The following is a 17,675-nucleotide window of genomic DNA, read 5'->3' as shown; positions in this document are numbered from 1 at the left end:
ACACGCCGGGGTCACGAGCCGTTCCCCGTCCAACGCACGAGACCCCACCGGAGTTCGCCCCGGACACGACCCCCGGTCCGGACATCCGAGGTTGCGGAGACGGCGAGATCGTCCCCGCCCAACCCGTCCCCGCAGGGCACCGGACGGGCATCCCCGCCGTACTCGGCGCCGACCTGGAGGTCCCCGTCAAAGGGCGGCGAGCACGCCGTTACTCTCTGCTACGGTGAGCATGAATGTAAAGGATTGGGGACAAGTCCTGGCCGTCCTCGATAACCCACCTGGCGAGACGGGTGAAGACCGCTTCGAGGTCGCGAGGATCACTGACGGGCTGGTGTTCACCGGTAACCAGATCCCATCCGGTCAGAGCGAACCCGGACCGCAGCAGGAGCGTGAGCGCGTCGTAGGGGTCCCCTCCAGCGGCGGCGATCCCTTCGGGCCAGAACTCCATCCACACCTCTCGACAGGCGGACAGCAGGCCGGAGGCCGAGCCGAGGATGACCTGCTCGGCACCTTCGACGTCGAGTTTGAGGAGCCCGACCGGGCGGCAGGCGAGCCGCTGTCGCCAGTACTGGTCGGCGGTCAACTGCTCGACCAGCTCGGATCCGCCTAGGTTGAGCACATTGGCCGGATAGAAAGAATGCCTTCCCAGGTTGGAGCTACTGAGCCACAGATCCACGTGTCCGTCACGGGCGCCAAGGGCCAGGCGAGCGATAGTGACATTGCTGTAGCCGTTACCGGTGACGTTGCGTTCGAGCAGGTCAGCCATGGCGGTGGACGGCTCGATCGCATGCACCCGGCCCGAAGGACCCGCCAGGTGAGCGAGATAGCAGGTGAGGTAGCCGAGGCTGGCACCCGCGTCGATGACCAGGTCACCGGGGCGCACTATGGCGGCCAGAGCGTCCAGCTCTCGCGGCCAGCTCACCCCGGTTTCCAGGAATTGCGGATCAAGACTGATGTCGGATGGCTCGAACCAGATGGTGTCTCCCCACGGAGCGGTTCGTCTATCCAACATCTCTCCTAAGCGAGGGTCTGGCGGCCCAATGGTCGCTCGTCGGGCCGGAGGCCAGGGGCATGGTCTGCACGCAGATGAACGAACGAGGTGAATCCTGATGACTCCAAACGGCTCAACTGAGCGCTGAACTTGCCACCGCGGCGGATCACCGATGTGGTTCGACCCTCGGTGCGCAACTGGCGAGCCAGCGTGAGAGCCTCGGCGGCGGGGACGTCGGCGTCGAACAACACGGCGACCGCCTCACGGTGTGGAGCCTTGCCCAGCAGGTCGACGATCCGCTCGAACCCGATGGAGAAGCCACACGCCGGAACGTCCGTCCCCAACGAGCGCCCGATCAACCGGTCGTACCGTCCACCGCCTGCCACCGACGAGGTGGACTGGGGGTGAACGACCTCGAAGATCTGCCCAGTGTAGTAACCCATACCGCGCACCAGGGTCGGGTCGAACTCCCAGCGCAGCCCTCGCTCGCGAGCGATCTGGTCCAGCCCGGTCGTGGTGGTAGCCAGATCAGCGATGACCTGATCGTCGAGTCCGGGTACCTCGTCTGCGACGGTATCGGCGACCTTCTGCGCGTCCAACCCTTGCAGGTTCTCAATCTTGGTCAGGGCGTTGGTCACCACCTCAGCCGGCAGTTGTCGATCGTCGATGAGTTCGCGACGAACCCCGTCCCACCCGATCTTGTCGAGTTTGTCCAGGCCGATAAAGAATCCGTTCTGCGCCTGGTCGGGAAGTCCAGCGGCGTGGGCGAGGGCTGACAGGAAGCGGCGATCTGAGAGCCGAACGGTGGTTCCGGTCAGACCAAGGACGTCCAGGGCTTCTGTGGTGGCCTCGATGAGCTCGATCTCGGCCAGCACGCTGGGTTCGCCGATCAGGTCGATGTCGCACTGGTAGAACTGCCGGTAGCGGCCCTTTTGCGGGCGTTCGGCCCGCCAGACCGGCCCGAACTGAAAGGACCGCAACGGCATCGGCAGATCAGCGTGGTGGTGACCGTAGAACCGGGTCAGCGGGACGGTCAGGTCGAACCGCAGACCCAGGTCGACCAGATCTGCCAGCCCGGTGGTCTGCTCCATCTGGTCGGGCAGGCCACGCCGCAACACCTTGAAGATCAGTTTTTCGTTCTCGCCGCCCTGGCCGCCGACCAGGCGGGCGATGTCTTCCAGACAGGGCGTTTCGATGCGCTGGTAGCCGTACCGATGGTAGACCGACGCGATCTGCCCCAGGACATGGTCGCGGAGAGCGACGACGGCGGGGAGCAGATCACGGGTGCCCCTTGGCGGGCTGTTGTCGGTCTTCACCGGTAGGTTTCCTCAGCGTTCGGTGACGGTCTGGGTTTGCGGGATGCCGCGTGCCGTGGCATAGGCGACCTCATTGAGCAGGATCGCCCAGGTAGATGTCCACCGCGCGCCCGGCGGCGCGGCGCTTGGCCCGATTCCGGCAGCTTCACGATATCCTGCGGCCGCGTCCATCCGCGGGATGACGTCAACGTCGGCGATCATCCGGATGCCCCACACCCGCCTAGCGCCGTTCGGCCAGGTCGAACGGCCCGGGCAGTGTGAGCGGTGATCCAGCTCGGCTGTTCAGAGGGTTCTGGGATTGTGAAAGACGACCTGAAGTGCGAGAGCGGCCATGGTGGCCTGGTCCACACCGGTTAGGCCCGCACGGTTGAAATGGAAGATTAGGTGGTGGGCGAGAACAGCTCGCAGGCCGCGTTCCAGCTCGCCGTGGTCGTTCAGGCAGGTGAGAGCCTGGCCGGTTGTGTCGAAGGCCGTGATCCACGCGTGAAACCCGGACAGAGGCTCACCTTTCCCAGGGTCGCACAACCCTTGGGCGTCAGTAGTCATAAGCGTGCGCATCGCGTCGATTAGTTGGCAGGCGCGCTCGGGGTCGGTGGGAATGGCGGTCTCGTGCGGTCGTAGATCGGCGACTTTGGCCCATACATCGCCCTGCTCGAACCAGTCCAGACCGGCACCGCGCAGCAGAGTGCTGCACAGCAGAATCGAGGTCTCCCGTTGTGAAAGCCGCCGGTCGCTTCTCAGCCAGCGCAACAGGTGGCGGCTGTCGGCGTGGAAGAGGGCGCACGCGACGTCCATGCCCGCCTGCCCGCCGAACGCGACAGGCTCGAACTCGCAGACGGTAGAGGTCCATGACATCGACTCGTCGGCCTGGGTCAGCGCGTGAAGGACCGTGTCGGCTGCGGCAGGGCTAGTGGGTAGCCATCGAAACCGCCACTGCGCTTTGCGGATGAAGAACCAGGCCGACACGAGCCCGTGGTCCTCGGCATCCTGAAGGATCGGGCCGACACGTGAGGCGGCGCTGCGGTCGGCGAAGGTGACGTTGGCTTGCCGCCAAGGTCCAGGCTGCACAGGCACCTCATTTCAGTCAGCGGAGCAGAAGGCAGGCGTCCCAGGTGGTAGTGGGTGGAGTGCTGTCGGCGAGGGCGTGGAGCGCGAGGGCGTAACCGGCGTGCCCGGTCAGGAACCCCGGTGGCGTGCTGGCCGCGGCGGGGCCGTCCAGGACGAGCTCAGCGACCCGAGCGAGCGGCAGGTCGTCGGGCGCGATCGCGTCAGCCGCGAAGGCGGTCACAGTCATGAACAGTCCCGCGGCGCCGTGGCACACACCACGGTCGACGATCCGCCGCAGTTGGCGCGGGTCGTTGAGGCAGCCGACCAGGGCGGACTCAGCGGTGGCCCTGCGGGCGGTGTCACCGGTCGCCAGAGCGGCCAGTTGCTGGGCGCGCGCGATGCCAGGGGTGCCATAGCACCAGGAGGGGCGCAGTGGCCCGGGCTGGGTGGTCCCGTCTTGCTGGATCTCGGCGAGGGTGATCGTTTCGGGCCACCAGGGGGCGCCGAACTGGTCTTGCTGCCAATCATCCAGCCAGGCGCAGATCCGGCCGATTGCCTCCATCTGACCGGGCACGACCAGGCCAGCTCGGGCGGTCAGAGCCAGCAGTGTCAGCGGCCCGCAGATGCCGTGTGCCACCCCGTTGTTGCCGTGCCCGCCACGCGGGGGTCGCATGGTGCGCCTGGCCGATGACATGGTCCACCAGCCCGGTAGGCCGTCCATCGGTTCGGCGAGCCGGACGAGGTAAGCCAGCACGCCCTTGACCAGGTCGCCGCCGGGGTCACGTCTCCATAGGTGCGCGCCCAGACCGGCAAGGCCGCTGACCAGGTCGAACTCGGCCAGGGCGGGCCGCTCGCCCCGCGCGATACGGTGCCCGGCTGCGGCGAGCCGATCCCGGGTGATGGCCGCGACACCCTCGTCCAGGGCCGCCTGTGCGGCCCGATATCCAGGGTGGCGTGCGGGGTGAAGTGCGAACGCAAGCGCAGGCGCCCCGTGGTAAAGACAGGCGTTGGTACCGGTGGTGAGTTCGTCACCGGCCGCGGCCGTCAGCCACTCGTGTGCCTCCTGCCACCCAGTGATGCCTGCGGTGGCCCGCTCGATGTGCAAGAGCGCGATCCCGACCGCTCCACCGCTGAGTGACTGGACCGATGGCCCAGCCGGATGAGGTGTCCTGAGCTGCCGGGCTATGTCGTCGGCACAGTGACGGGCCCGCTGCTGGATGTCGATGTGCCGCTCCTTTCTCCTTGAGCGATCATGCCTTGGGCCACGGCCCGGGCCAGCCGCATACAGGTCCGCTCCGACTCGGCATCGATCCCGATCATGCGAGCGTGGTGCAGATGCAGCAAGTCGGCCAGGACGACATTCACATCGTGGGCGACGTTGACGGTGTCGGCGTCGAGCAGTGCCCGGTAGGTGGACAGCGCCTTCCGCCACCGATCCAGTAACTCGATCGGGACCTTCAGTGGGTGCCGGGCCTGCTCCACGACGCTTCGATCAAGCGCGCTGCCCCCGCCGTGAGCGATGTGCTCCACCAACCAGCTCGGCCCGCCGACGCCCAGGAAACCAGTCGCAAGGCCGACCAGACCGGCCGCGGTCGCGGCCGGAGCGTTCACCATGCCGCGCAGCTGCGCGACCGCGACCGCCGAGTCGGCGGCGAACAGATCTTCCGCGGCGGCCAGGGTCGGACCGGTGCCGAACCGGCCGGTCTCGGGGCGGTAGGTCTCCAGGCAGACATCACGGAGCAACCCCGCACGGTGAACGGTGCGTGCCCACTGCCCGAACGAACGGGCGGCCGCCCCGTACCGGTCGCTGTCATATAGGCGCAACCGGACCCGCAGATGCGGTGCGGGGGCGTCGTAGCGGATGAACCACCAGTCGTCGGGGGCGCCATGATCCCAGTCGGCGAGCAAAGCCGACGCAAAGGTCGTGAGCAGATCGCTCTGCCGGGCCGGGTGCCCGAACAGTTTCGCGTAAAGCCACGGTGAGGCCCCGGGCAGACAACCAGGACCCTGGTGGATCCGCTCCGGCCGCAGCGGTCGCGCCAATGGGCGGGGCGGGGTGGTGGACGCGACGGGGACGACGATCTCGTGGGGGCGCCCTCCGATCCAGCCATCGTCGATTCCGTCCTCGGTCAGCCTCGCCCTGCCGACCCGGTCCAAGTGGCCGCGCAGAAGCGCCAGGTGCGCGCTCTCGGTCAGGTCCAACCGGATCCGCACGTCATCGTCGCCGAATCGCACCACATCCGGAATATGGTGGGAGTGCAGTCGTTCCCGGAACGCTTTCACCCATTCCCGGGTGGTGGCGGTCGAGTCGGGCAGGGTCGTGGCGGTGAGGTTCCACCGCGCCGGGCTGAGCACCGTACGGCCGTAGCGAACACGCGGAAGAAATGCGAACTGGTCGGCGACCGGACCCCAGACGAACGTACTGCACGGCGCCGACGTTCCAGTACTGACTTCGCACAGGAACCGGGCCAGCGGGGGGACGCCGTGACGCAAGTCGAGCGCGTTCAACATCAACGGCTCGACCGCGCACCCACGCGTGAGCGACACCAGGACAAGGCGGCGGGCGTCGGCGGTGACCGCCAGGTCGTCGAGATCGATCTCCGAGTCCGGCTGACGATGTTCCCCCAGTGATAGCACCGGCAGGACGTCCGCAGTGCGGGCGAGACCGTCCGTGCGGGCGAAAAGGGGAGGGACCGACAGCTGTACGGCCATCGCGCCAGCCGTGGTGGCCGGAAGTCCTCGGTAGACCGCGCTGATACGGTCCCGGTCACCGGCTTCGAGAAGATGCAGGAACCGGCCAACCGAGGTCCCGGCGTGCCGCGACGCGCACATCACGATGATGGTGAATTCGCCGGCGTCCACTGCGGCAAGGGTGGGGGCGCTGAGGCTGACCCGCAGCTCCGTGTGAGGCACCGGCCCTGCGGCGCCGCCGATCTCCAGTTCGGCCACTAGGTCCTCGGTGATGACCAACTCGGCGCACCCATCCAGGGCGGCTCTCTGGGCCAGGGCCGCCAACGTCGCATCTCTGTGCGTCAGCGCGGGGTCGCTGCTGTAGAGCGAACCTCGGAACCCGGCCGGGTAGCCGAGCCCTCGATCGGGGTCAAGGAGTTCCCGTATCCCCACCAGAGCTCCTGGACCATAACGGTCGACGAACGCGGAGTGGTAAGCCTGCCAGGCGGGGCGCCCCGGGGCCAACCGGACCAGGATCGCGGCAGCCGCCTCGACCTCACCGATCACGCAGGGCGGCAGGCTGATCGAGCAGTCCAGCCGCAGACCGACCGCCAGACGCGGACTCGGGTCAAGGGCGACAGGGCTGACGGGGCCAGCTTCCAGCCCCGCCAACTGGGCGGCGATGTGGGTGAGGGGGTCGGTGACGGTCATCGGCGGTCGCACGCTCGTGAGCAGGATCCGTCGGCGCACCAGTTCGGTGAGCATGTCCTCAATGACTGTGACCGGTGTCCGGGGAGACTCCGCGGCCAGCTTCGCTAGGAGATCGCCAAAGAGGACCGAGGTTCTGGCCTCCTGCAGGACCATGCGGACCGCTGCGGTGTAGCGCACGGACACGTCCGCCACCGGTCCCTCGGCGCAGGGCTGGCAGGGCAGCACCCAGTCTGCGCCCCGCACGAACCCCAGGTTGTTCGTCATGACCGGCAGCATCCGCAGCAGTTCCGGCTGATTCTCCAGAGCGCTGATCTGGTCTGTGAGCCATGTGGAATCCGGCTGGCTTACAGCGACATGTCGATCGCCGAAAGCAACGGATGTGGTCGGAGCCATGCTAACGGGGGCAAGTCCGGCGAACAGGCCGAATGGTGTGGCACGGCTCGTCCACCGCAGGAGATAGCGCATCAGGGCCTCGGCCGCGCGACGGATCTGACGCGGCCGGAACCCGCCTGGGGCCTCACACAACGCGGTCAGGACGCGAGCTAGATCAGGGCTCGCGATGTTGACAGCGTCGGCTACCCCCGCCAACGGCCAGACCTCACCGATCCAACTGACCGCACTGCGAACATCATCGTTGCTGAGGTCGGGCCACGGCGGCAAGACCAGGTTGTCGGGGTAGGCAGCGACCCGAATGACGGCGGCGTCCACGGCTCGAAAGCGATGCACGTGCCGATCCTCCGTTCCGGAAAGAGGTTCCCGGCCCGGTCTGCGCGACCGGGAACCAACCAGGGGTGTCTAGCAGTTGGCTATGCCGGCGCTGCCCGGGGTGTCACCGCAGTTGTCGCTGGTGCAGTCCTCGGTGTCGACTCCGGTGATCGCGGGTCCAGCCTTCACGAGGCGGACGTCCAGGCTGAAATCGCTCTGCTGCATCACAGGATGATCCTTTCGATTGGGAAGGGTGATCGTGCTACCTGGCCGTCGACCAGGCGATCAGGAGGCGGCAGTGCTTCTTGTCCAGCACGTACCCGTCCGGCAGCTCATCGTCTGGTGTGCCTGCCGGGTGGACCGAGAGGCGGGGCGTCGGACGACCCGCCCGGTCCCACGCAGCGATCTGTTCGGCCAGCTGCCGCGCGGAGTGGTCCGCCTGCGGGCCGTGTGCGAACACGCCGAACTCGTATCTCCCACCGTCAACCGTGCGAGGCTTGGTGCGGTAGGCGAGGTTCGGACCGTCCGCCAACGCCGGGGTGCCGTACCGCCACGGCAGCGCCACGATGTCGTCGTCAAGCGCCTTCTGCGACGCGGTGATCAAGCTAAAGCCGGGCAGGGTCGTGGCGAGCCATAGGTCCTGATCGCTGAACCGAATCCCGGCGCCCACCGTGATGCCGGTCCACACCTCCACGCGGGGCAGGTCCAAGACGCCCGACAGCGCCGCCGCCTCGATGCTGTCCTGTTCGTCCAGCCACAGCCCGACCGCATCATCGTGCAGCAGCGGGATCGCGACGCCACTGTGGGCTCCCGCTCCCTGCATCGGCACGAACCCGCAGGTCTGATGGCCCCGGCTCACCAGGGCGCCGCCCCGCTGCTCCAGGACCCACGACCTGGTCAACCCCTTGGTACGCAGTGGGACGACGAGCCGCCCGCCCTCAGCGAGCTGCGACGACCACGCCGGAGGCACGTCCCAGGACCCCACTGTGACAATGATCGCGTCGAACATCCTGCCCGGCTCGATCGCGAACTCGGCGTCCGCGCAGATCACCTCCACGTCGGCGTATCCCGCATCAGCCAGGCACCGTCCGGCACGCTCGGTGATCTCGGGGTCGATGTCGATCGTGGTCACCGAACCCGTCGACCCGACGACCTCCTGGATCAATGCCGCGTTGTAGCCACCGGTCCCCACTTCCAGAACCCGGTCACCGGGCTTGAGCTCGGCCTGTCCCAGCATCATCGCCTGAAGCCAGGGCGCCGACACCGAACTCATGGAGATGCCGCGCTCGTTGCGCTTGGTGATGATCGCGGTGTCTTCGTAAGCGGCCTGGAGGTCGGCGTCGCCCGTGAACAGGTGCCGGGGGACTCTCCGCAGCGCCCGCTCGATCTCGGCGGGCAACACCAAGCCCAGCGCCTGGTGCCGGGCCGCGACCTGTTCGACCAGCGCACCCCGAAGCGCATCGGCGCTCATCGTGTCCAACATGCTGCCTTCTTTCTGGTAGAGCCACCGTCTGCGGAGAAGTCCGTTGGCGGGCTGAACCCCCGAACGATCGGCCCGCATTGTGAAGGGCCCGCGGACGTGTTCCTGTTCAACGTGCCGTATATGGAGCCAAGGCGCCCGCGGATCGGCGCCGGTGACAAGCAAATCCTGTCCCGGATTCCACAGGGGCATACCGACCGAACTCCTCGGTGGCGCAGAGTCCTCTTAACGCGACACCGCCAGTGCTGGCACAAACGGAGGCGGGGGCGTGATGCCTGTCACATTGCGGGGGCGGGGGGAGGTTGGGTTATAGTCCGGACGTAGGTCATGAGTGCCAGCGTCAAGCCCCGGCTCGCTGGCCGGCAACCCTCGCGCTCGCGGCGGGGTGCCCCGGGTGAAGACCAGGTCCGGCGCGCGGTGCGCCGGGCAAGCGCGGGCTCCGTCATCTCAACGCCATGACCGAGGGCCCCTTACCCGAGGAGGCCGGCGTTGTCCGCTGTCACCGATCTGACCATCCCCGCCCCCGCCCCCGCCGAGATCGTCCCCGCCCAGCCCGTCCCCGCAGGGCACCGGACCGGCATCCCCACCGTGCTCGGCACCGACCTGGAGGTTCCCGTCAAGGGCGGCGAGTTGGTCCGGTACGTCAACCTGGACTACGCCGCCAGCGCGCCCTGTCTGGAGCCGGTGAGCGCGGCCGTCGCCGCCGCGCTGCCGGCCTACTCCAGCGTGCACCGCGGCGCCGGGTACGCCTCCCAGCTCACCACCGCCCGCTACGAGCAGGCCCGCCACACCGTCGGGGCCTTCGCGGGCGCCCGCCGCGACGACGCGGTCGTGTTCACCCGCAACACCACCGACGCGACGAACCTGCTGGCCCGCTGCCTGCCCGAGGGCACCACCGTCGTCGTCTTCGAGACCGAGCACCACGCCTCGCTGCTCCCCTGGACCGGCGCCGTCCGGCTCGCGCCGCCCGCCTTCCCCGGCGAGGCCGTGCGCGCCGCCGACGAGACCCTCGCGGCCATCGACGGCCCCAAGCTGCTGGTCGTCACCGCCGCGTCCAACGTCACCGGCGAGCTGTGGCCGATCGCCGCGCTCGCGCACATCGCCCACCGCCACGGCGCCCGTATCTTCGTGGACGCCGCCCAGCTCGTCCCGCACCGCAGGCTCAACCTGACCGCGCTCGACCTCGACTACGTCGCGTTCTCCGGGCACAAGCTCTACGCCCCGTTCGGCGCGGGCGTGCTCATCGGCCGGCCGGACTGGCTCGCGGACGCCGACCCGTACCTGCGCGGCGGTGGCGCGTCCGCGAACGTCACGGGCGGGGCCGCCGAGGGGGCGCCGATCACGACCGAGTGGAGCGGCGACGCCGAGCAGCGGCACGAGGCCGGCACGCCGAACGTCCTCGGCGCGATCGCCCTTGCCGCCGCCTGCGACGCCCTGTCCGCCACCGGCTGGGCCCCGCTGGTCAAGGAGGAGGAGCGGCTGGTCGGCCTGCTGCGCGATGGGCTGGCCCGCATCGACGGCGTGCGCGAGCTGTCGCTGTGGGGGCCCGGGCACCCGCGCGTCGGCATCGTGTCCTTCATCGTGGACGGCTGGACCGCCCGCGAGGTCGCCGAGGCGCTGTCGTCGGAGTACGGCATCGGCGTGCGGGACGGCCGGTTCTGCGCCCACCCGTTCGTCCGCCACCTGCTCGACGAGGCCGGGCGGCTGGACGACGGCACCTGCGCGGACGGCACGGCCGGCGCGGTACGGGCGTCCATCGGCATCGGCACCACCGAGGAGCACGTCCGGCGTCTGGTGACCGCCCTCTCCGAGCTTGTGTCGCGCCGCTGACGTGACAGCATAGGTCCATGACCGAACCTCCCGCCGGAGGCGGGCGCGTCGAGCGCGTCGTGGGAATCGGCGCCGGGGCCAAGGAGCTCGCCACCGAGGACATGATCCTCAACATCGGGCCCCAGCACCCCTCGACCCACGGCGTGCTGCGCCTGCGGCTCACCGTGGACGGCGAGCGCATCGCCGCGGCGGAGCCGATCATCGGGTACATGCACCGCGGCGCCGAGAAGCTGTTCGAGGTGCGCGACTACCGGCAGATCATCGTGCTGGCCAACCGGCACGACTGGCTGTCGGCCTTCGCCAACGAGCTGGGCGTGGTGCTGGCCGTCGAGCGCATGCTCGGCATGGAGGTCCCCGTGCGGGCCGTGTGGGCGCGCACGCTGCTCGCCGAGCTGAACCGCGTGCTGAACCACCTCATGTTCCTCGGGTCCTACCCCCTGGAGCTCGGCGCGATCACGCCGATCTTCTACGCCTTCCGCGAGCGCGAGATGCTGCAGGACGTCATGGAGGAGATCTCCGGCGGGCGCATGCACTACATGTTCAACCGGGTCGGCGGGCTGAAGGAGGACCTGCCGGACGGCTGGCTCGACCGGGTGTCGCGGACGGTCGGCGACGTGCGGGGGCGGCTGTCCGACATCGAGCACCTGATCTACGGCAACGAGATCTTCCTGGCCCGCACGCGCGGCGTCGGCGTGCTCGACCGTGAGACGATCATGCAGTACGGCGTGAGCGGGCCGATCGCCCGCGCCTCCGGCGTCGACCTGGACCTGCGCCGCGACGAGCCGTACCTCGCGTACGCCGAGCTGCCGGTCAAGGTCGCCACGCGCTCGGCCGGCGACTGCCACGCCCGCTTCGAGGTCCTGCTGGACCAGGTGAAGAACTCGCTGGACCTCGCGGACGCCTGCGTGGACCGGCTGCGGTCGCTGCCGCCCGGGCCGATCAACCAGCGGCTGCCCAAGGTGCTGAAGGTGCCCGAGGGGCACACCTACGCCTGGACCGAGAACCCGCTGGGGCTCAACGGCTACTACCTGGTGTCGCGCGGCGAGAAGACGCCGTGGCGGCTGAAGCTGCGCAGCGCGTCGTACAACAACGTTCAGGTGCTCAGGGAGATGCTTCCCGGCCATCTCATCTCGGACATGGTGGCGATCCTGGGCTCGATGTTCTTCGTCGTCGGCGACATCGACAAGTAACGATTTTCCCCGTTTTAGCAGGCGCGGGCGCGGCGGGACCGTCGTACGCGGGTTCAGGGCCCTCGCTCAGGGGCGCGCGGGGCCCGGCCGGTCGTCCGGGTCCTTCGGCACCTTGCAGCAGTGTTCGAGGAACAGGGCCGCGCAGACCAGCACCACACAGGCGATCAGCGACCCGCCGGCCAGGAAGAAGTCGCGCCGCGGGCTGTCCTGGTCCAGCAGCGGCAGCACGTAGAGCACGAAACCGGCGAAGATGCCCGCGCAGGCCGCCCCCACGTACGCCGACGCCTTGGCCAGGGCGGCGAGCCGGGCCACCGCCAGCGGCTCCACCGGCTTGGTGTCGGGCCTGCGCTCGATACGCGCGCGGGTCATCCACCCGCTGTACGCCTCGCCCACCGCCAGCAGCAGCACGGTGGGGATCGCCGTCCAGGGGACGGTCGGCAGGGCGGAGTAGACCTGCTGGAGCACGGCCCACGTCACCAGGGCGAACCCGACGACCAGCACGACGAGCAAGCCGGGACGGCTCGGTCTCACGCGATCCTCCTCCTCGTTCCCTCCGGCGCCCGCAGGCTATTCCATGCGCGATCGGCCCGCGTCGGCTGTACCTATTGCCGCGCCTCCGGCACGGCGGATTCGAGGCGCACTTCAGGCGGCGTTCTTCCGTCGTCACTCGGAAGGGGCTCGTTCCTCACCCCTTCCTCCCTCCTCCTCCAGAACACCGCCGCGCCTCGAACAGGTCAGTCGGGGGGCTGGAGCACCAGGTCGGGGCGCAGACGCACGCCTGCCTGGTCCAGGTCGGCGAGCAGGCCCGCCACCGAACCCCGGCCGGGCAGCACCGCGCCCGGATCGGCCTGCGACCACGGGACCAGGACGAACGCCCGCTCGTGCGCCAGCGGGTGCGGGAGCGTGAGCTCAGGGTCGTCCGACAGCAGGTCGCCGACCATGATCAGGTCGACGTCCAGCGTACGCGGCCCCCACCGCAGCTCGCGGACCCGTCCGAATGCGACCTCCACGCCGAGGGCCCGTTCGAGGATCGCCTTCGGGCCCAGCGTCATCGTGCTGCCGATCACCACCGCGTTGAGATAGGGGCGCTGGTCCGGAGGCCCGCCGACCGGGTCGGTCTCGTACACCGGCGACACCGCCACGAAGTCGAGCCCGGGAGCGTCGAACAGCGCGTCCACGGCTCCTTGAAGGGTGTCGAAACGGCGGCCGACATTGCTGCCGAGCGCCAGGACCACCTTCATCCCCGCCTCCTCCTGATCGTCACGACAACATCGTCGAAGGGCAGCGGGATGGGCGCGGCGGGCTTGTGCACCTTCACCTCGGCCTCCTCGACCAGCTCGTTCGCCAGGCACGCCTCCGCCAGGCGCCCGGCCAGGGTCTCGATGAGATCGACCGGCTCCCCCTCGACGATGGCGGCCAGCCGCAGGGCCAGCTCGCCGTAGTCGACGGTCTTGGACAGGTCGTCGCCGGCGGCCGCGGGGGCGGTGTCCAGGAAGAGCGTGACGTCGACGACGAACTCCTGCCCCAGCTCGCGCTCGGCGGGCAGACATCCGTGCCGGCCGCGCGCCCGCAGGCCCACCAGGCTGATGCTGTCACTCATCAGCGGGCTCGTCGTCGTCATCGTCGGCCTGCAGGACCGGGGAGCCGTGGTAGATCCAGAGTTTCCAGCCCGCGGTGGTGCGGACGAAGGTGCTGGTCGCGACCACCCGGCCCGCGGCGAAGGTCGCTTCGTCGGTGTCGGCCGCGGTGAGGATGTTCTCGGCGCAGGCGAGCACGGCGACGTCGCCGACGACGGTGGTGCGGACGTCGGTCAGCACGAACTGGATGTACGTCGTGTTGGCCATGATCAGCGCCCAGGAGCGCAGGACCTCGGCCCGGCCCGTCACGGCCGACCAGCCGGGGTGGACGCACGTCGCGACCCGGCCGTCGTCGTCCTCGGCCCAGAGGTCGGTCATGCGGTCGAGGTCGCCGCTCTCGATGGCGGTGTAGAACGCCTCGTTGAGTTTCTCGATCTCCGCTGCGGTGGTGCTCATCGGATTTCCTCCCGCCCGTGCCAGGCCGCCGCCACCCGGACGGCGTCGGCGTTGGGACGCACATGGTGCACACGCACGCACCAGGCCCCGGCGTGGGCGGCCAGCGCGGTGACCGCCAGCGTCGCGTCGTCGCTGCCGCTGAACGGCCTGGGCGTGCCCTCGGAGTCGGCCAGGAGACGGCCGAGGAAACGCTTGCGGGACGCGCCGATGATGATCGGGTAACCCAGCCGGCCGAGCTCGCCGATGCCCGCGAGCAGAGACCAGTTGTGCTCGGACTTCTTGGCGAAGCCCAGGCCGGGATCGATGATGATCTGCTTCTCGGCGACGCCCTCGGCGAGCACGGAGTCGACCCGTTTGCGCAGCTCTTCGCTCACCTCGCCGACGACGTCGGAGTACATCGCGCGGTTGTCCATGTCGTGGCTGTGGCCGCGCCAGTGCATCACGACGTAGGCCACGCCCGACGCGGCCACCACGCGGGGCATCGCCGGATCGGCCAGCCCGCCGCTCACGTCGTTCACCAGCCGGGCCCCGGCGCGCACCGCGGCCTCGGCGACCTCGGCGCGCATCGTGTCGACGCTGACGGTCACGCCCTCGTCGGCCAGGGTGCGGATGACCGGCTCGACCCGGCGCAGTTCCTCGGCCAGGGACACGCGGGCGGCGCCCGGGCGCGTGGACTCGCCGCCGACGTCGACGATGTCGGCGCCCTGTTCGACGAGTTCGAGGCCATGACGGACGGCGACCTCGGGGTCGAACCACTGGCCGCCGTCGGAGAAGGAGTCGGGGGTGACGTTGACCACGCCCATCACCAGGCAGCGCCCCGCGTCGGGGAGCCCCGGCACCGTCCATGTGGTCATGGCGTCAAGCCTAGGTGGTTATCGAGGGCGATCTGTGCCTTGGGTCCGGCTTGTGGATAACGAATCGGCCAGGCCACCCGCGATCGGCGCGGGTGGATCAGCGGTGCCCCAGGATGAGGGCCATCGCCTCGGCGCGGGTCTTGTCGCTGTCGCGAAAATCGCCGCGCACCGCCGAGGTGATCGTCTTCGCGCCCGGTTTACGCACGCCGCGCATGGTCATGCACAGGTGCTCGGCCTCGATGACCACGATGACCCCGCGCGGGGCGAGGACGTCCATCAGCGCATCGGCGATCTGGGACGTCATGCGCTCCTGGACCTGGGGGCGCCTGGCGTAGACGTCCACCAGCCGGGCGAGCTTGGACAGACCGGTGATCTGCCCCTTCTCGTTCGGAACGTAGCCGACGTGGGCGACCCCGTGGAACGGCACGAGGTGGTGCTCGCAGGTGGAGAAGACCTCGATGTCCTTGACCAGGACCATCTCGTCGTGGTCGGCGTCGAAGACGGTGGTCAGGACGTCCTCGGGCGACTGCCCCAGCCCGGCGAACTGCTCGGCGTACGCGCGGGCGACCCGGGCGGGGGTATCCACCAGGCCGTCCCGGTCCGGATCTTCGCCGATCGCGAGGAGGATCTCGCGAACGGCCTTTTCGATCCGGCCCGAGTCGACCTTCAGGAAGTGCACGCTCACCCGTTACGCCTCGTCCTGGGGCGCCGGGTGGTCGTGCCGGAGCAGGGCGCCGGAGCCGGCCGGGTTGCCGTTGCCCGCCGGGAGCGCGGCGCCGTTGCCGTTGCCCGCGACCTCCTTCGGGGTGAGGATCGGCGGCCGGTCGGATGGGAGCCGCTTGCCGTACCCGGAGTACGAGGGGCGCTTTTCCTTGACGACGACGGGCGCGAAGATCCCCAGGACCTGCTCGCGCGACAGCGTCTCCTTCTCCATGAGCTCCAGCACGAGGTTGTCCAGCACGTCGCGGTACTGGACGAGGATCTCCCACGCCTGGTCGTGCGCGGACTCGATGAGGCGGCGGACCTCTTCGTCGATCGTGGAGGCGATCTTCTCGGAGTAGTCGCGCTCGTGGCCCATGTCACGGCCGAGGAAGACCTCGCTGTTGCCGGTGCCGAACTTGCGGGCGCCGAGGTGCTCGCTCATGCCGTACTCGGTGACCATGCGCCGGGCGATGGACGTGGCCTTCTCGATGTCGTTGGCCGCGCCCGTCGTCGGCTCGTGGAAGACGAGCTCCTCGGCGGTGCGCCCGCCCAGCAGCATCGCGAGCTGGTCGTTCATCTCCGAGCGGGTGGCGAGGAACTTGTCCTCCATGGGAAGCGTCATCGTGTAGCCGAGGGCCCGGCCGCGGGACAGGATCGTGATCTTGTGCACCGGGTCGGAGTTCGGCAGGGCGTGCGCCACCAGGGCGTGGCCGCCCTCGTGGTAGGCGATGATCTTCTTCTCCTGGTCGGACATGACCCGGCTCTTGCGCTCGGGGCCCGCCATCACGCGGTCGATGGACTCCTCGAGGGTGTTCATCGAGATGAGCTTCTGGTCCTGCCGGGCGGTCAGCAGCGCGGCCTCGTTGATCACGTTGGCGAGGTCGGCGCCGGTGAACCCGGGGGTCCTGCGGGCGATGACGTCGAGGTCGACGTCCTGCGCGAACGGCTTGCCGCGCCCGTGGACCCGCAGGATGCCCTTGCGGCCCTCCAGGTCGGGCCGGTCGATGACGACCTGGCGGTCGAACCGGCCGGGACGCAGCAGCGCCGGGTCGAGGATGTCGGGACGGTTGGTCGCCGCGATGAGGATCACGCCGCCCTTGACGTCGAAACCGTCCATCTCGACCAGCAACTGGTTGAGGGTCTGCTCGCGCTCGTCGTGCCCGCCGCCGAGGCCCGCGCCGCGGTGCCGGCCGACGGCGTCGATCTCGTCGATGAAGATGATCGCCGGGGCGTTCGCCTTGGCCTGCTCGAACAGGTCGCGGACGCGGGAGGCGCCGACGCCGACGAACATCTCGACGAAGTCGGAACCGGAGATCGAGTAGAACGGCACCCCGGCCTCACCGGCCACCGCGCGGGCCAGCAGCGTCTTGCCGGTGCCGGGCGGGCCGTACAGCAGCACACCCTTGGGGATCTTCGCGCCGATCGCCTGGAACTTGGCCGGGGCCTGCAGGAACTCCTTGATCTCCTGGAGCTCCTCGATGGCCTCGTCGGCGCCGGCGACGTCGGCGAAGGTGGTCTTCGGCGTGTCCTTGGTGATGAGCTTGGCCCGGGACTTCCCGAAGTTCATGACCCGGGAGCCGCCACCCTGCATCTGGTTCATGATGAACAGGAAGATGAGGACGATGACGACGATGGGCAGGAAGCTCACCAGCAGGCCGACGAGGAAGTTCTCGGTCGGCACGGTGACCTTGTAGCCGCCGGGCAGCTTGCCCGCGTTCGCCTGAGCCTGAAGCTGCTTCTGGAGCTCGACACCCTGCCCCGCGACCCAGGACGCATAGAAGCGATCTTCCCCGTTGATCTTCTGCAGGGTCTTGATCTCTATGCGCTGGTCCTTGTCGACGATCACCGCGTTGTCGACATTGCCCTTTTCGATCTGGCTGACGACGAACGAGGTGTCCTTCTGGGCATAGTTGCTGTTGCTGCTCCAGAATGTGGAGGCGAGCAGGAGCAGCACGACGATGCCCAGGATCCACAGCAGTGGCCCACGTGTAAATCGCTTGAGATCCATCCGATGCGGAACCCCTGCGGGCCCGTCCCTTCCTGAACACGGCCTGACACCCCGGGCGGACCCGGGGTTAGCGGCATCCAACCGCTCCTACTGACAACCCGGAGAAAGTGGTTCGCTCCGAGACATCCGAAGGTACAC

17 protein-coding genes and 1 riboswitch are annotated in these 17,675 nt (G+C 68.9%); of the genes, 2 read left to right on the top strand and 15 right to left on the bottom strand.

All coding sequences use genetic code 11. The annotated features are described in order from the left end of the window. Positions 1-208: 208 nt before the first annotated feature. The 8 genes from AB0H21_RS37965 to fxlM all read right to left on the bottom strand — a co-directional run bounded on the left by AB0H21_RS37965 (position 209) and on the right by fxlM (position 8,923). Complete coding sequence (locus AB0H21_RS37965) at positions 209-1,012, bottom strand: FkbM family methyltransferase (RefSeq protein WP_358526472.1); 804 nt, start codon at positions 1,010-1,012, stop codon at positions 209-211. A gap of 5 nt (positions 1,013-1,017) precedes the next feature. Next, positions 1,018-2,307, bottom strand: a complete 1,290-nt coding sequence (gene hisS, locus AB0H21_RS37960) for a histidine--tRNA ligase (protein ID WP_358526470.1) — start codon at positions 2,305-2,307, stop codon at positions 1,018-1,020. Positions 2,308-2,319: 12 nt separating this feature from the next. Continuing rightward, positions 2,320-2,508: a hypothetical protein gene (locus AB0H21_RS37955; RefSeq protein WP_358526468.1), complete on the bottom strand. Its 189-nt coding sequence runs from the start codon at positions 2,506-2,508 to the stop codon at positions 2,320-2,322. An 81-nt stretch (positions 2,509-2,589) separates the two neighbouring features. Further along, on the bottom strand, positions 2,590-3,375 hold the full coding sequence (locus AB0H21_RS37950; RefSeq protein ID WP_358526467.1) for a thiopeptide-type bacteriocin biosynthesis protein: 786 nt from the start codon (positions 3,373-3,375) through the stop codon (positions 2,590-2,592). A 16-nt stretch (positions 3,376-3,391) separates the two neighbouring features. Beyond that, complete coding sequence (locus tag AB0H21_RS37945) at positions 3,392-4,540, bottom strand: lanthionine synthetase C family protein (protein WP_358526511.1); 1,149 nt, start codon at positions 4,538-4,540, stop codon at positions 3,392-3,394. Then, a complete protein-coding gene (locus AB0H21_RS37940; protein WP_358526465.1) occupies positions 4,537-7,443 on the bottom strand; it encodes a lantibiotic dehydratase in 2,907 nt (968 codons plus the stop codon). The genes AB0H21_RS37945 and AB0H21_RS37940 overlap by 4 nt, the downstream gene beginning before the upstream one ends. Before the next feature lie 87 nt (positions 7,444-7,530). Continuing rightward, on the bottom strand, positions 7,531-7,665 hold the full coding sequence (locus AB0H21_RS37935) for a hypothetical protein (RefSeq protein WP_358526463.1): 135 nt from the start codon (positions 7,663-7,665) through the stop codon (positions 7,531-7,533). 37 nt (positions 7,666-7,702) lie between these two features. Beyond that, positions 7,703-8,923 (bottom strand): methyltransferase, FxLD system, encoded by a 1,221-nt coding sequence (gene fxlM / locus AB0H21_RS37930; RefSeq protein ID WP_358526462.1) that lies wholly within the window; start codon positions 8,921-8,923, stop codon positions 7,703-7,705. Positions 8,924-9,243: 320 nt separating this feature from the next. Then, positions 9,244-9,359: riboswitch (SAM riboswitch) on the top strand. 98 nt (positions 9,360-9,457) lie between these two features. Here fxlM and AB0H21_RS37925 point away from each other — a divergent pair. Together AB0H21_RS37925 and AB0H21_RS37920 are read left to right on the top strand one after the other, a co-directional pair. Continuing rightward, entirely contained in the window at positions 9,458-10,750 is a 1,293-nt protein-coding gene (locus AB0H21_RS37925; RefSeq protein ID WP_358526509.1) for an aminotransferase class V-fold PLP-dependent enzyme, read from the top strand. 17 nt (positions 10,751-10,767) lie between these two features. Continuing rightward, complete coding sequence (locus AB0H21_RS37920) at positions 10,768-11,940, top strand: NADH-quinone oxidoreductase subunit D (protein WP_358526460.1); 1,173 nt, start codon at positions 10,768-10,770, stop codon at positions 11,938-11,940. Between the two features lie 66 nt (positions 11,941-12,006). On the opposite strand, the gene AB0H21_RS37915 is transcribed toward AB0H21_RS37920, so the two are convergent. The 7 genes from AB0H21_RS37915 to ftsH form a co-directional block, all read right to left on the bottom strand. Then, positions 12,007-12,471, bottom strand: coding sequence for a DUF3180 domain-containing protein (locus tag AB0H21_RS37915; protein WP_358526459.1), 465 nt, complete (start codon positions 12,469-12,471; stop codon positions 12,007-12,009). A 203-nt stretch (positions 12,472-12,674) separates the two neighbouring features. Then, positions 12,675-13,181, bottom strand: coding sequence for a 2-amino-4-hydroxy-6-hydroxymethyldihydropteridine diphosphokinase (gene folK, locus AB0H21_RS37910; RefSeq protein ID WP_358526458.1), 507 nt, complete (start codon positions 13,179-13,181; stop codon positions 12,675-12,677). Continuing rightward, positions 13,178-13,540, bottom strand: a complete 363-nt coding sequence (folB, locus tag AB0H21_RS37905; RefSeq protein ID WP_358526457.1) for a dihydroneopterin aldolase — start codon at positions 13,538-13,540, stop codon at positions 13,178-13,180. The genes folK and folB overlap by 4 nt, the downstream gene beginning before the upstream one ends. After that, positions 13,533-13,973 carry a nuclear transport factor 2 family protein gene (locus AB0H21_RS37900; RefSeq protein ID WP_358526456.1) on the bottom strand — a complete coding sequence of 147 codons (441 nt, stop codon included), beginning with the start codon at positions 13,971-13,973 and terminating at the stop codon, positions 13,533-13,535. Before AB0H21_RS37900 ends, folB begins: the two co-directional genes overlap by 8 nt. Continuing rightward, positions 13,970-14,827, bottom strand: coding sequence for a dihydropteroate synthase (gene folP / locus AB0H21_RS37895; protein ID WP_358526455.1), 858 nt, complete (start codon positions 14,825-14,827; stop codon positions 13,970-13,972). Before folP ends, AB0H21_RS37900 begins: the two co-directional genes overlap by 4 nt. A 97-nt stretch (positions 14,828-14,924) precedes the next feature. Continuing rightward, positions 14,925-15,512 carry a GTP cyclohydrolase I FolE gene (folE, locus tag AB0H21_RS37890; RefSeq protein ID WP_358526454.1) on the bottom strand — a complete coding sequence of 196 codons (588 nt, stop codon included), beginning with the start codon at positions 15,510-15,512 and terminating at the stop codon, positions 14,925-14,927. Positions 15,513-15,515: 3 nt separating this feature from the next. Beyond that, positions 15,516-17,537 carry an ATP-dependent zinc metalloprotease FtsH gene (gene ftsH / locus AB0H21_RS37885; protein ID WP_358526453.1) on the bottom strand — a complete coding sequence of 674 codons (2,022 nt, stop codon included), beginning with the start codon at positions 17,535-17,537 and terminating at the stop codon, positions 15,516-15,518. Positions 17,538-17,675: the final 138 nt, after the last annotated feature.

Origin of the sequence: Sphaerisporangium sp. NPDC051011 (assembly GCF_040653595.1) — a bacterium.
Taxonomy (GTDB): Bacteria; Actinomycetota; Actinomycetes; order Streptosporangiales; family Streptosporangiaceae; genus Sphaerisporangium.
The sequence above is the reverse complement of the archived record's forward strand: the minus strand, read 5'-3'. Positions and strand labels throughout refer to the sequence as shown.